This is a genomic window from Actinoplanes sp. URMC 104, from assembly GCF_051386375.1.
Taxonomy (GTDB): domain Bacteria; phylum Actinomycetota; class Actinomycetes; order Mycobacteriales; family Micromonosporaceae; genus Actinoplanes.
Window position 1 is genome coordinate 2,289,573 of record NZ_JBPQTO010000011.1, and the last position, 12,959, is coordinate 2,302,531.

Annotated in this window: 14 protein-coding genes; all 14 read right to left on the bottom strand. The window is 73.8% G+C overall.

The genetic code is table 11. From position 1 onward, the window contains the following. Positions 1 to 31: 31 nt before the first annotated feature. The 14 genes from ACSNN8_RS36370 to ACSNN8_RS36435 all read right to left on the bottom strand — a co-directional run bounded on the left by ACSNN8_RS36370 (position 32) and on the right by ACSNN8_RS36435 (position 12,956). Entirely contained in the window at positions 32 to 1,453 is a 1,422-nt protein-coding gene (locus ACSNN8_RS36370) for an AAA family ATPase (RefSeq protein WP_436654712.1), read from the bottom strand. 132 nt (positions 1,454 to 1,585) lie between these two features. After that, positions 1,586 to 2,518, bottom strand: a complete 933-nt coding sequence (locus tag ACSNN8_RS36375) for a hypothetical protein (RefSeq protein ID WP_436654713.1) — start codon at positions 2,516 to 2,518, stop codon at positions 1,586 to 1,588. 84 nt (positions 2,519 to 2,602) lie between these two features. Then, positions 2,603 to 3,490, bottom strand: a complete 888-nt coding sequence (locus ACSNN8_RS36380; RefSeq protein WP_436655547.1) for an RluA family pseudouridine synthase — start codon at positions 3,488 to 3,490, stop codon at positions 2,603 to 2,605. A 41-nt stretch (positions 3,491 to 3,531) separates the two neighbouring features. Then, positions 3,532 to 4,149 (bottom strand): signal peptidase II, encoded by a 618-nt coding sequence (gene lspA / locus ACSNN8_RS36385; protein ID WP_436655549.1) that lies wholly within the window; start codon positions 4,147 to 4,149, stop codon positions 3,532 to 3,534. After that, positions 4,122 to 4,580: a TraR/DksA family transcriptional regulator gene (locus tag ACSNN8_RS36390; protein ID WP_436654714.1), complete on the bottom strand. Its 459-nt coding sequence runs from the start codon at positions 4,578 to 4,580 to the stop codon at positions 4,122 to 4,124. Before ACSNN8_RS36390 ends, lspA begins: the two co-directional genes overlap by 28 nt. A 368-nt stretch (positions 4,581 to 4,948) precedes the next feature. Beyond that, positions 4,949 to 6,511 (bottom strand): potassium/proton antiporter, encoded by a 1,563-nt coding sequence (locus ACSNN8_RS36395; RefSeq protein WP_436654715.1) that lies wholly within the window; start codon positions 6,509 to 6,511, stop codon positions 4,949 to 4,951. Further along, entirely contained in the window at positions 6,508 to 6,828 is a 321-nt protein-coding gene (locus tag ACSNN8_RS36400; RefSeq protein WP_436654716.1) for a DUF167 domain-containing protein, read from the bottom strand. The genes ACSNN8_RS36395 and ACSNN8_RS36400 overlap by 4 nt, the downstream gene beginning before the upstream one ends. Before the next feature lie 138 nt (positions 6,829 to 6,966). Then, positions 6,967 to 7,842 carry a hypothetical protein gene (locus ACSNN8_RS36405; protein ID WP_436655614.1) on the bottom strand — a complete coding sequence of 292 codons (876 nt, stop codon included), beginning with the start codon at positions 7,840 to 7,842 and terminating at the stop codon, positions 6,967 to 6,969. Positions 7,843 to 7,892: 50 nt separating this feature from the next. Further along, a complete protein-coding gene (locus ACSNN8_RS36410) occupies positions 7,893 to 8,708 on the bottom strand; it encodes a DivIVA domain-containing protein (RefSeq protein ID WP_436654717.1) in 816 nt (271 codons plus the stop codon). Between the two features lie 43 nt (positions 8,709 to 8,751). After that, positions 8,752 to 9,057: a YggT family protein gene (locus ACSNN8_RS36415; RefSeq protein WP_436654718.1), complete on the bottom strand. Its 306-nt coding sequence runs from the start codon at positions 9,055 to 9,057 to the stop codon at positions 8,752 to 8,754. A gap of 48 nt (positions 9,058 to 9,105) precedes the next feature. Further along, positions 9,106 to 9,804, bottom strand: coding sequence for a cell division protein SepF (locus ACSNN8_RS36420; protein ID WP_436654719.1), 699 nt, complete (start codon positions 9,802 to 9,804; stop codon positions 9,106 to 9,108). Between the two features lie 248 nt (positions 9,805 to 10,052). Then, a complete protein-coding gene (locus ACSNN8_RS36425; RefSeq protein WP_436655551.1) occupies positions 10,053 to 10,715 on the bottom strand; it encodes a YggS family pyridoxal phosphate-dependent enzyme in 663 nt (220 codons plus the stop codon). Between the two features lie 41 nt (positions 10,716 to 10,756). Beyond that, positions 10,757 to 11,896, bottom strand: a complete 1,140-nt coding sequence (gene ftsZ / locus ACSNN8_RS36430; RefSeq protein ID WP_436654720.1) for a cell division protein FtsZ — start codon at positions 11,894 to 11,896, stop codon at positions 10,757 to 10,759. Positions 11,897 to 12,194: 298 nt separating this feature from the next. Then, on the bottom strand, positions 12,195 to 12,956 hold the full coding sequence (locus ACSNN8_RS36435; protein WP_436654721.1) for a cell division protein FtsQ/DivIB: 762 nt from the start codon (positions 12,954 to 12,956) through the stop codon (positions 12,195 to 12,197). Positions 12,957 to 12,959: the final 3 nt, after the last annotated feature.

Genomic DNA, 12,959 nt, shown 5'->3' on the forward strand with positions numbered 1-12,959 from the left:
GCACCGACAATCCGGGAGGGCCCACGCGGACCTACTCCGCGAATGGCTCGATCATCACACTCGCGGCCTTGAGCCACGCCGTGCGCGTCTCCTGCTGGAGGTCCCCGTACTCGATCGAGGAGCCCACCTCGAGGGCCTGGTCGTAGGGCACGACGGCGACCGCACGGGTGCGCGTGGCGAAGTGCTTGGCGAAGTCGTCGAGCAGCGGCAGCGGCCCCGGCGACGGGCACGAGATCAGCGTGACCGCGTTGGACACCAGGTCGCCCATGCCGCTGTCGTCGAGCACGTCGAGCATCCAGTCGGCGGTGAACGCGGCGTCCTCGCGGGGCACCGTCGTGATCACGAGCTGGTCGGCCTGGCGCATGACGGTCTGCCAGTTGACGCTCTCGACGTTGTTGCCGGTGTCGACGCAGATGACGTCGTGGGTGCGGCGCAGCAGGTCCATCACCCGGCGCACGGTGGCCTGGTCGAGCCGCGCGGCGAAACGCGGGTTCTCCTCGCCGGCGAGCACGTCGTAGGACCCGTCGGAGGCGTGCCGCAGATAGCCGTCGAGCTCGTGCAGCAGGCCGTCGCCGTGCAGGTTCTCGATCTGCATCAGGTCGGCCAGCAGGTGCTTGATCGTGCGGGCGTGGCGGGCGCTGCCGGCCCGCAGGCCCAGCGTGCCGCGCAGCTCGTTGTCGTCCCAGGCGAGCACGCCGCGGCCGCGGACGCTGCCGATGGTGGCGGCGGCCAGCACGGTCGCCGTCGTCTTGTGCACGCCGCCCTTGGGGTTGGCGAACGCCAGCACGCGGGGCTTGCCGAGCTTGCGGCGCATCACCGAGACGGCGCGGTCGACCTCGTCGTCGGTGCGGCCCTGCCGCCACTCGATGCGCGCGGCGGCCGGCGAGGTCGGCTGCGGCGCCGACGGCACCGGCTGGGCGGCCGGCTGCATGACCGGCTGGATCGGCTGGGCGATCGGCTGCACCCTCGGCGGCGGCTGCATCACCGGGGCCGGCTGCGTCACGGGCGCCGCGGCCGAGGCGCGCACCTGCGGATAGTCGCGGCCCGGCTGCGGCGGCGCGGGCGGGCGCGCCGAGGGGCTGAAGAAGCTGTGCGGCTCCTCGACGGGAGCGGGCGCGGGGGTGGGCGAAGGACGGCGGCCCTGCCAGCGCGGATCGAGCGGGTTGACCGGCCGCTGCGGCATCGGGCGCGGCTCGGGCTGCTGCTGCGGGGCCGGCTCGGGCGGCCGCTGCTCGTAGCGGGCGCCGTACTGCCCGCGGGCCTCCAGCGGGTTCACCGGCCGGCGGGTGGGCAGCGGCTGCCCGTACGGCTGGGGCTGCCCGGCCGGATCGTCCCGCTCGGGCTCGGGCTGCTCGTCGGCCGGCCGGGAACCGTGCCGGGCGCGGTCGAGCAGCGCCCGCCATCGCGGGGCTGGTTCCGCAGGCCGGCCCCAGCCGGTCTCGGTCCCGTCCACGGCTCGTCCTCCCTGCGCTGATCCTCGTTCGGTGCCTGCCCTCGGGCTCCTCGCCCCTGACAGGCTACGGAGCGAACCCCGATCGGGCCACTGCCCGTTTCGCCGGGAGCTCGGCGCCCCCGGCCGCAGGAACTAACGCCCCGGCGGCCCAGGAGGTGCTGCCGGCCGGGCGGTCGCATCGTGAGCAGGGGTCGTGTTCGCCGCCGAGAGTACGGCAGAGCGGGCCGGTGGTGCCGGGTCGGAGAGTGGGCTCGCGGGCGCCGCGGCACCGGGTGAGAAAGATGTCACAGGCGGCCCGGGCGACGACACTATCGGCGCGGGCGGGCCCGGGGCAATGCCCGCGGCGCTGCTCGGCACGACCGGCGAGCGCGCCGGCTCGGCGGGAACCGTGCCGTTCTGCTCGGGCAGGGGCGGGCGGAACTCCGTACGGTCGAGTCGCCGCACCTCCGGCGCCGCGTCCACCGCCCGCACGCCCGGGCGGCCGGCGACCTCGCGCAACGCCGACGGCGCCGCCCGCACCACGGCCGCGAAGACGCAGGAACAGCCCGAGCGGTACGCCGAGGCCTCCTCCGCCGCCGTGCGGGCCGCCGTGGCGTACGCCTGCCGCGCGCGCTGCTGACCGCGGTCCTGCCCGGTGAGGCGGCGGGCGAGCTGCTCGTACTCGGCCTGCTCGCGGTCGCGCGCCAGGGCGGTGTCGAGCATGCCGGTCAGCACGTCGGCGGGCAGGTGGTAGACGGGGATGCGGACCACGGGCGTGTGCGCCGCGGCGAGCGGCACCCGGGCGTACACCTGGGCCACCGCGGTGCCGGCGAGCAGGTCGGGCAGCACCCCGGCCGCCACGTAGCCCTCGAGGCTGACCAGCGCCCAGGTGTCCCCGGCCGCGGGCGCCGACGGGTCGGTCAGCGCGGCGAGCTCGGTGCGCGCCGCGTCGAGGTAGCCGGGCACCTGCTGGCCCTGCACGACGCCCACCCGGACGACCTCGCCCGGGTCCTCGGCGGGCACGGGGCCGGGCCGGCTGATCCAGAGGGCGCCCACCAGCAGGGCGCCGGCGGAGACGGCCGCCACCGCGGCCACCATCCGCACCGCGGGGGCGCCACGCAGCGCGTGCCCCCGTGCTCGTCCCGCGGGCCCCACCGGCGACGCCTCGCGTCAGCTCGCGTCCTGCAGCACGCTCAGCGCGTGCTTCAGGTCGTCGGGGTAGTCGCTGACGAAGCGCACCTCGTCGTGGGTGCGCGGGTGCAGGAACGACAGCTCGCGGGCGTGCAGCCACTGGCGGCCGAGCCGCAGCCGCGCCGCCAGGGTGGGGTCGGCGCCGTACTGCAGGTCGCCGACGCACGGGTGCCGCAGCGCCGAGAAGTGCACCCGGATCTGGTGGGTGCGGCCGGTCTCGAGCTTCACGTCGACCAGGCTGGCCGCGCGGAACGCCTCGACGGTGTCGTAGTGGGTGACGCTGGGCTTGCCCGCGGACATCACGGCGAACTTGTAGTCCGCGGTCGGGTGCCGGTCGATCGGCGCGTCGATGGTGCCGCGCAGGGGGTCGAGGTGGCCCTGCACCACGGCGTGGTAGCGCTTGTCGACCTCGCGCTCCTTGAAGGCGCGCTTGAGGACGCTGTACGCCATCTCGCTCTTGGCCACGACCATGATGCCCGTGGTGCCGACGTCGAGCCGGTGCACCACGCCCTGCCGCTCGGCGGCGCCGCTGGTCGCCACGTTCTGGCCCATCGCGGCCAGCCCGCCCACCACCGTCGGGCCGGTCCAGCCCGGGCTGGGGTGCGCCGCCACGCCGACCGGCTTGTCGACCACCACGATGTCGTCGTCGCTGTAGATGATCCCGAGGCCGTGCACCGGCTCCGCCACCGGCGCGGGCGCGGCGGCGGCCGGCGAGGGCAGCGTGACCTCGAGCCAGGCGCCGGCGGTGACCTTGTCGGACTTGGGCCGCGGGACGCCGTCGACCAGCGCGTCGCCGGACTCGACCAGCGTCGCGGCGGCCGTGCGGGACAGCCCGAACAGGCGGGAGACGGCCTGGTCGAGGCGCATCCCGTCGAGGCCGTCGGGCACCGGCAGGGAACGCTGGGAGCTCACTTGTTGCTTTCCTTCGGTTTGCGTGCGGAGACCCGGCTGCCGTCGCGCTGCCGGCCGGTGAGCTCGAGCAGCACCGCGAGCACCACGCCGACGCTCAGGCAGCTGTCCGCGATGTTGAAGACGGCGAAGTGCTCCGCGTACGGGCCGAAGAGGCTGATCATGTCGACCACGTGCCCGTGGAAGGGGCCGGGGGCGCGGAACAGCCGGTCGATCAGGTTGCCCAGGGCGCCGCCCAGCACCAGGCCGAGCGCGAGCGCCCACGGCAGCGAGCGCAGCCTCGTCGCCATCCAGGCGATCCAGCCGATCACGACCATGGTGATCACCGGGAAGACCCAGGTGTGGTCGCTGCCGAAGCTGAAGGCCGCGCCGCTGTTGCGGAGCAGCGAGAGGTAGATCAGGCCCCCGAGGATGCGCACCGGGTTGCCCTCGTCCAGGTTCTCCGTGGAGAGCCACTTGACCCACTGGTCGAGGGCCACGGCGATCACGGCGGTCACGCCGAGCACCGCCACGGCGCGGCCGCCGGCCCGGGGCGCGGGCCCCTGTTGCGGCTGGTCCACCGTGGTCGCGCCCGCCGGCTCGTCAGCGTTCAGCGTCGTTCCTCCAGCTGCTTGCAGGACACACAGAGGGTCGCGGAGGGGAACGCCGCCAGTCGCTCGACGGGGATCGCGTTGCCGCACCGCTCGCACCAACCGTAGTTGCCCTCGCCGAGCCGGTCGATGGCGCGTTCCACCTGTGTGATGCGCTCCAGCAGATTGTTCGCCAGAGTGATCTCCTGCTCACGCTCGAACGTCTTGGTGCCCGTGTCGGCCTGGTCGTCGCCGGCCGAGTCGTCGAGGCGGCCCCGCTGCAGCTCGGTGATCTCGGTGAGCGACTGGTCGTACTCGGCCTGCAGCTCGTCGCGCCGCTCCACCAGGGCGACCCGGATCTTCTCAGTCTCGGCCGCGCTGCGGGTCCGCTTGCCGGCGTCCTGGTCGCCGGCCGTCGTCGCCGCCTTCGTCGCCGTCTTGCCGGTCGTGGCCGACCTGGTGCCGGTTGCCTTGGCCATCGTCGCTCCCTCAGCCGCACCGCGCGGCGGTCAGCGTGTCCGAGATCCGGTGGCGTCCCCCTGGCGCCCGCCGGCTCTTCCTGTCCTGCCGGTGACTCCCGGCCGTGCCGTTCCTGATTTCCTCACCCGGCCCGGCTCGCGGGCCCGCCGGCGCGCCCGCTGACGGGCCGCAGGCGCCATCCCGGCGGTCGTCGCCGTAGATCTTCCTCCACCTGCACAGACGGCGCGGCCGAACCTGGAGCCGCGCACTCCGACGGGTGGCAAGGATACGGAACGTATACCGCACCGACAACAGCGCGTACCGGATCTTGCCGTTCAATGCACGTAAATCTCCGGCGAGACCTGCGTCGGATTCCCGACGCGGCGCCTCAGGGGCCGGCGGGGTCCTCCCGGCCGTCCTCGCCGAACCAGCGGGCCAGGCGGCCCCGGCGGCTCACCGCCCGCAGGCGGCGCTCGGCCACGTCACGCACGGCGGCCGTGGCGACGATCAGCAGGGCGTCGCCGGTGCGCAGGCGGGTGTCGGGGGCGGGGACGAAGCCGGCGCCGTCGCGGACCACCAGGGTCACCGAGGCCCCCTCCGGCAGGCGCAGCTCGTCGATGTGGACGCCGGCCAGCCGCGAGCCCTCGGCCACGTCCACCTGGAGCAGGTCGGCGTTCATGCGCTCGAGCGGCGCCGTCTCGACGTGCACCTCGGCGGCCTCGCCGGGGGCGGTGACGCCCAGCAGGCGGGCGGCCGGGCCGAGCGTGCCGGCCTGCACCAGCGTGAAGATGATGACCAGCACGAAGACGGCGTCGAACAGCCCCTCGGCGCCGGGCGTCCCGGCCGAGAGCGGGATCGTCGCCAGCACGATCGGCACGGCGCCGCGCAGCCCCGCCCACGACAGGAACGCGCTGCCGCGCCAGCCGACGCGGTGCAGGGCGGAGCGGGGACGCGCCCACGAGAGCGAGGGGCCGCGTACGGGCCGGGCCAGCACGGCGGCGACGACCACCGACAGCGGGCGGGCCAGCAGCACCAGCGCCACGCCGGTCACCAGCGCGGGGCCGAGCGCCTCGTCCAGGCGGCCCGGCGAGCTGAGCAGGCCCAGCAGCACGAACAGGCCGATCTGGGCGACCCACGCGAGCCCGTCGGCGAACCCGAGGATGGCCCGCCGGTGCGGGATGCGCCCGTTGCCGAGCACCACCCCGGCGACGTAGACGGCGAGGAAGCCCGAGGCGTGGGCGACGGCCCCGGCCGCGTACGCCAGGACGGTGAGGCCGACCGCGGCGATCGGGTAGAGCCCGGCCGACGGCAGCGCGGCGTTGCGCAGCAGCCAGCGTCCGACGGCGCCCACGGCGAAGCCGATCGCGGCGCCCGCGGCGAGCTCGTAGGTGAGCAGCAGCAGCTCGTGCCACCACGGGTGCATCTCGGACAGGTCCGCGCTGAGCAGCACGACCAGCAGCACGACCGGGGCGTCGTTCATGCCGGACTCGGCCTCCAGCGTGGCCACCAGGCGCGACGGCAGCCGCAGGCGGCGCAGTGTCGCGAAGACTGCGGCCGCGTCGGTGGAGGACAGCACCGCGCCGTAGAGCAGGGCGAGCTGCCAGGGCAGGTCGAGGACCACGTGGACGGCGACGCCGACGACCGCGATGCTCACCGCCACGCCGATCGTGGACAGCGACGCGGCCAGGCCCAGGACCGGGCGCAGCGTGCTCCACCGGGCGGTGAGCCCGCCCTCCGCGATGATCATGATGAGCGCGCAGAAGCCGAGCGCACGGGTCAGCTCCGCGTCGTCGAAGCGGATGCCGAGGCCGGCCTCCCCGATCACCATGCCGATCGCCAGGTAGACCAGCAGGCTGGGCAGCCCCAGCCGGGTCGAGAAGCGGACGGCGGCGACCGCCACCAGCAGGACCGCGGAGCCGATCAGCAGCGCGTAGTCCAGCCCGCCGGTCACCGCGCGGCCGTACCGTCCCGCAGCGCCACCAGCCGCCCGGCGACCTCGTCACCGGCCGCGGCGACGGTGAAGACCTTGTCCCGGCTCGTGGCGCCCAGGCGCAGCTCCACATCGGCCCGCCGCACCTCGAGCGCGTCGGCGAGCGCCCGGCGCACGGCCTCGGTGGCCCTGCCGTCCAAGGCGGGTGCGCCCACCGCGACGATCAGGGCGGGGCCGTGCGGGCCGTCGTAGCGCCCGCCCACCCGGTCGCGCCCGGCGCCGGGCCGCACTCGCACGGGCACGCTCAGGGCAGGCGAGGGCTCGCGGCGCTGGACCATGCCTCATTGTGCCGACCCCGGCCCGGCACGGGCAGCCCCCGGGAAGCCGAGCCGGCAGCGACCCGGGCAGCCCCGGGAAAGCCGGAGCCACCGGTGACACGCCCGCCGACGGGGACGACCCGAGCGCGGAGGGCCGGGTCAGCGACGGGCGGCGGCGCCGACCAGGCGGTCGACCGGGCGGCACAGCCCGCACGGGCTGAACCCGAGCTCCACGGCCTCGTTGACCGGGATCGGCTCGGTGGCGCGGCCGGCCAGGCTGGGGCAGTCGGCCAGGTGGTAGCGCGGACGGCCGTCGACGACCAGCACCTCGGCGTCGAGCCGGGCGATCCGGACGGCGTCGGCGGGCTGCACCGCCTGGGGCAGCGGCTCGTCGTCCGGGTCGTCGGCGTCGGGTTCGGCGAAGGCGCCCGCCCCGGCACCGTCGTCGATGTCCGCGTCCGGCTCGGGGAAAGGATCGGAGGCGCTGCGGGCCGAATTGATGGCGGCCGAGGCGCGGTCGTAGTCCGCATCGTCGACACCGGGATCATCTGCGGACAAATCGCCCCGAGGCGCGGCCCCGGCCTGGTCGGCCAGCGGCTCGGCGGGGACGGCGGAGAAGTCCGGGCCGGCCGACGGCCAGGCCGCAGCCAGGTCGTCGGGGTCGAACTGGACGGTGTCGCGCCGGTCGGCGGCGGGGTCGAACATCACCGTGTCGCGGCTGTCGTCGCCCGGGTGGCGGCGGGCCTCCTCGGCCGCGGCGGCGAACTCCGGCTCGGCCACGAAGACGGCGTCGTCGTCCGGGGCCGGGACGAGCGGCTCGGAGGCGAAGGGCCCGGCCGGGAAGGGGTCCTCCGGCTCGCGGGCGGACACACCGCGGCGGGCGGCGGCGGCTTGACGCGCGCCGACGACCAGGAGGACCGCGGCCAGGAGGCTGGCCACGATGGAGCCGATGAGCAGGCCACTCGAGCCGCCGGTGAGGCCGAGGACGAGCAGCGTCACCGCGACGAGGATGAGCAGCAGGCTAACAACGGTCATGGCTCATCCTCGTCGGGGCGCCGGGAGGGGGAAGTGCGGGAAACAGGAGGTCAGCGGCCGGACTCGATGGCGTTGCGGCCACCGCCGTACGAGCCGGCGAGACCGGCCGCGGCGAGACCGCCGCTGCCGCCGACGGCCCGGCCGGAGTCGGCACGCGACATCTCGGCCTCGAGGCCCTGGCCCCGGCCGTCGAGGTCGCGCAGCTGGCTCTCCAGGTAGGCCTTCAGGCGGGTGCGGTACTCCCGCTCGAACTGCTTGAGCTCCTCGATGTGCTTCTGCAGCGCGGAGCGCTTCGCGTCGAGGCCGCCCATGGCTTCCTGGTGGCGCTGGCGGGCGTCGCGCTCGAGGGCGTCGGCCTTGGCCCGCGCCTCGCGGGTGACCTCCTCCGCCTTGGAGCGGGCGTCGGAGAGCAGCTTGTCGGCCTCGCGGCGCGCGTCGGCGACGTGGTCGTCGGCGGTGCGCTGGGCCATCATGAGCACCCGCAGGGCCTGCTGCTCGCCGTCGGCACCGGACCCAGCGGCGCCGCCACCGACCGGTCCCTGGGCACGAACCTGCTCGAGCTCGGCCTGCATCTGGCGCGCGGCCTGCTCGGCCTGGGCCTTGTCACGCTGCACGCGGTCGAGCTGCGCCTTGACCTCGTTGAGCTCCGCCGCCAGCCGCGGGTCGGCGCTCGGGCCGGCTGGTGCGCCACCCCGACCGCCGCGCTCCACCTGGGCGCGCAGCTCGTTGTTCTCCTCGATGAGACGGGCGAGCTCACGCTCGACCTCGTCCAGGAAGGCGTCGACCTCCTCCTCGTCGTACCCCCGCTTGCCGATAGGGGGTTTCTTGAAGGCGACGTTGTGCACGTCGGCCGGGGTCAGCGGCATCGAAACTCCTCGGGTCAGTCGCGGCCGCGGTTGGGGCTGCTGTTTAGCTGAAGTTCAGGATCAATTTTTGAAGCACGAACCTCATGAGCACGAACAGGATAACCAGCAGCACGATGGAAGCCAGGTCCAAACTCACGTTACCAATGCGCAGCGGAGGGATCACACGCCTCAACGCCTTGAGAGGTGGATCAGTGACGCTCCACACCGTTTCGAGTGCCGCCGACGCCCCACGACTGGGTTGCCACCGACGCCCGTATTGGAGTACCGCACCCAGCACGAACCTGGCAAGCAGGACGAGGAAGAAGATGTAGACGACTAAATACAGTATCTGGAACACGATCGAGAGCACTCGTGCGGATCCCCCATCTGGGTGGCGCGCTCGTGTCAGCGATGCGCCTCAGGCCTGACCGAAGAACCCGCCCTCAGCGATCTTGGCCTTGTCCTCCGCGGTGACCTGGACATTTGCCGGTGAGAGCAGGAAAACCCGGTTGGTCACGCGCTCGATCGTACCGCGAAGCCCGAAGGCCAGCCCGGCGGCGAAGTCGACCAGGCGACGGGCGTCCCCTTCATCCATCTCGGTGAGATTGATGATCACCGGAACACCGTCGCGGAAGTGCTCCCCGATCGTGCGCGCCTCGCGGTAGGTGGTCGGGTGCAGCGTGGTGATCTGGTAGCGCTGGTCCTCCTCGGCCGGCCGCGGCCGGGCCTCCGGCGGGTGCACCGGCTGCGGCGCCAGCGCCAGGTTCTCCCGCGTGGAGTAGCTCAGCGCGGAGGAGCCGTCACCACCCGTGGTCGGCCGGGTGATCGACCGCACGCTGGCGCGCTCGCCGCGGTCGGCGCGTTCCACCCGATCGTGGTCGTCGACGTCGGCGTGCGAGGACAGCCGGTCCGACACGCGGCTGCGCTCGGCGCGCGCCCGCGGCACAGGGCGCTCCTCCTCGACGTCCTCGTCGTCGGCGAACTCGTCGTCGGCGTACCGGCTACCCGAGTACCGGTTGCGCGGACGGTAGGAGTTGTCGTCGTAATCGTTGTATCCGCGGTCGTCGTCCTCTTCGACGAGGCCCAGCCAGACGCCCGCCTTGCGCAGCGCGCTCATGCCTTCACCTCGTCACGCCACCGAGCATTGCCCCGACCAGCCATGTGCCCCCACCTTCGTCCGCTGCGCGGAACGCACCCCCTCGGCGTACCGCATTCCCCCTCTGCACGGCCCGGGGTCCGATGGGGATCCTCGTTCCGTGGCGTGCCGCGTCGTCGACCCGGGTCCCGGCGCGGATGATCATGAAACATTCCCGCGTACGGTTGCCGCGTAAACAACACCCATGTAGTTTGCTGCCCGCCGCAAGGCTACCGCAGCGGGTTTCGCATTCCGAGCAAAGAAGTGCCGATCCGGACGTGTGTCGCGCCGTGCCGGACGGCCGCCTCGAGGTCGCCGCTCATGCCGGCCGAGATCGTCGTGGCGCCCGGGTGCGTCGCGACCAGGCGTTGCGACAGCTCGCGGAGCTGCTCGAACGCGCGATCGGGAGCCCAGTCCATCGGCGCCACCGCCATGACGCCGCCCAGCCGCAGGTGGCCGGCGGCCGCCACCGAGTCGGATACCCGCCAGAGATCGTCCCCGGCCGCGCCGCCGCGCGACGGGTCGCCGTCGATGCTCACCTGGACCAGCACCTCCAGCGGTTCCGCGCGGTCCGCGGCCGCGCGGTCGAGCGCCTCGGCCAGCCGCACCGAGTCGACCGACTCCACCACGTCGGCGTAGCGCACCACCGAGCGCGCCTTGTTGCGCTGCAGCTGCCCGATGAAGTGCCAGCGCGGCGCCGCCCCCGCGGCGCGGGCCTGCTCGGCCTTGGGCGCCGCCTCCTGGTCGCGGTTCTCGCCGACGTCGGTGACGCCGAGCCCGGCGAGCAGCACCACGTCGCTCGCCGGGTACGTCTTGGTCACCGCGACGAGCGTGACCTCGTCCGCGGGCCGGCCGGCCGCCGCGCACGCGCGGGCGATCCGGTCGGACACCATCGTGAGCGAGGCGGCCAGCTCGGCCCGCCGCCCCTCGGAGCTCACGAGCCGTTCTTGAGGAAGTCCGGCACGTCGACGTCGTCGAACAGCACCCGCCGCGGAGGCGGAGTGGTCTGCGCGGGCGCCGGAGGCGGAGCGGCCACCGCGGGAGCGGCCGCCGCGGGCGCCACGGCCGTACGCTCCGTCGGCTGGTGCACCACCTTGCGGGACGGCTCGGACGGCTTGTACGAGGGCGCGCCCCCGTCGAAGCCCGCCGCGATCACGGTCACCCGCACCTCGTCGCCGAGCGCGTCGTCGATGACCGCGCCGAAGATGATGTTCGCGTCCGGGTGGGCCGCGTCGGTGACCAGCTGCGCCGCGTCGTTGATCTCGAACAGGCCGAGGTCGGAGCCGCCGGCGATCGAGAGCAGCACGCCGCGCGCGCCGTCCATGCTCTGCTCGAGCAGCGGGCTCGAGATCGCCTTCTCGGCGGCCTCGACCGCGCGGTTGTCGCCGCGGGCGCTGCCGATGCCCATGAGCGCGCTGCCGGCGCCGCTCATGACGCTCTTGACGTCGGCGAAGTCCAGGTTGATCAGACCGGGCGTGGTGATCAGGTCGGTGATGCCCTGCACGCCGGAGAGCAGCACCTGGTCGGCCTGGCGGAACGCGTCCATCATGCTTATTCCGCGGTCGCCCAGCGCGAGCAGCCGGTCGTTCGGGATGACGATGAGCGTGTCGCACTGGTTGCGCAGCTCGTCGATGCCCGACTCGGCCTGCACCTGGCGGCGCTTGCCCTCGAAGGAGAACGGCCGGGTGACCACGCCGATGGTGAGCGCGCCGAGCTTGCGGGCGATGTTCGCGACCACGGGCGCGCCGCCGGTGCCGGTGCCGCCGCCCTCGCCGCACGTCACGAAGACCATGTCGGCGCCCTTGAGCACCTCCTCGATCTCGTCGCGGTGGTCCTCGGCGGCGTTCTTGCCGACCTCGGGCTGCGCGCCGGCGCCGAGGCCCCGGGTCAGCTCGCGGCCGACGTCGAGCTTCACGTCGGCATCGCTCATCAGCAGCGCCTGGGCGTCGGTGTTGATCGCGATGAACTCGACGCCCTTGAGCCCGACCTCGATCATGCGGTTCACGGCGTTCACACCGCCGCCGCCGATCCCGACGACCTTGATGACCGCCAGGTAGTTGTGGGGAGGTGTCATGGGCTCAGCCTTCCCTTCCGGGGTTGGCGGACGTCGTGGGCCCCTTGCGATCCGGCCAGAACCGCAACTCGACATCCGCTGCCGTACAAGGGAGGGCGAGGAAACCCTCACCCTCTACTAGAGGCTTAGGGTTATGTCAACCACTGGAGCCTCTGGTGGCAACGTAAGCGGAGTTCCGACGTCAGCCAAAGACCCCGCGCGGCGTGTCGGCGCCCGCTTACGTGGCGAACATCCACGAGACCCGTAACGTCGGCCCGAATGCGCCGTTTGCGCCTGGATGTCCGCTTAGCGACCGATCCTAGCGAATCGTCACGACCGTGGGCGCACTGACGTCGATCTCCCGGCCCGCCTGCTTGAGCAAAGCGGTCGCGACCTGGCTCTTCGTGTCGCTCTGGGTGTCGTCGCCCCACACGACCGTACGGTCCTTGCGCAGCTCCAGCCGGATCTGCGCGGGCGCCGGCACCGCCACCGCCAGCACCTGCTCGCGCAGCTCGTCGCTGAGCGCGGCCAGCACGGTCAGCGCCGACTTCGTGTTCACGTCGGACTCCCCCGGCGAGGCGACGCGCACCAGCGGCAGGCCCTGGGGCTGCTCCTTCACCGCCCGGTACGCCACCCCGGAACGGTCGATCACCGCGAACTCCCCGTTCTGCGGCACGGCGGCCACCGGCGTACGCTCCACGACCTCCACGACCAGCGTGGACGGCCAGCTGCGGCGCGCCACCACCCGCTCCACCGCCGGCAGCCCGCGGACCCGGGACCGGACCGCGTCGAGGTCGACGCGCGCGAGCGGCTCCTCGGCGGGCACCGCGGCGGCGTCCTCGACCTGCAGCGGGGTGAGCAGCTGCACGCCGACCACCCGGACCTCGCGCACGCCGAGCACCGACGTGCCGTACACCAGCCAGGCCACCGCCCCGGCGACCAGCAGCACCCCGGCCGCGACCGCCCAGGGCAGCGCGGCCCGCATCCGGCGCTGGCGGGCGCGGGCCATGAAGCGGCGCGCGGACGACGGCACCGCGTCGGTGTCGGCCCGCACCAGCCTCCAGTTGCGCCCCCCGCTCACGCC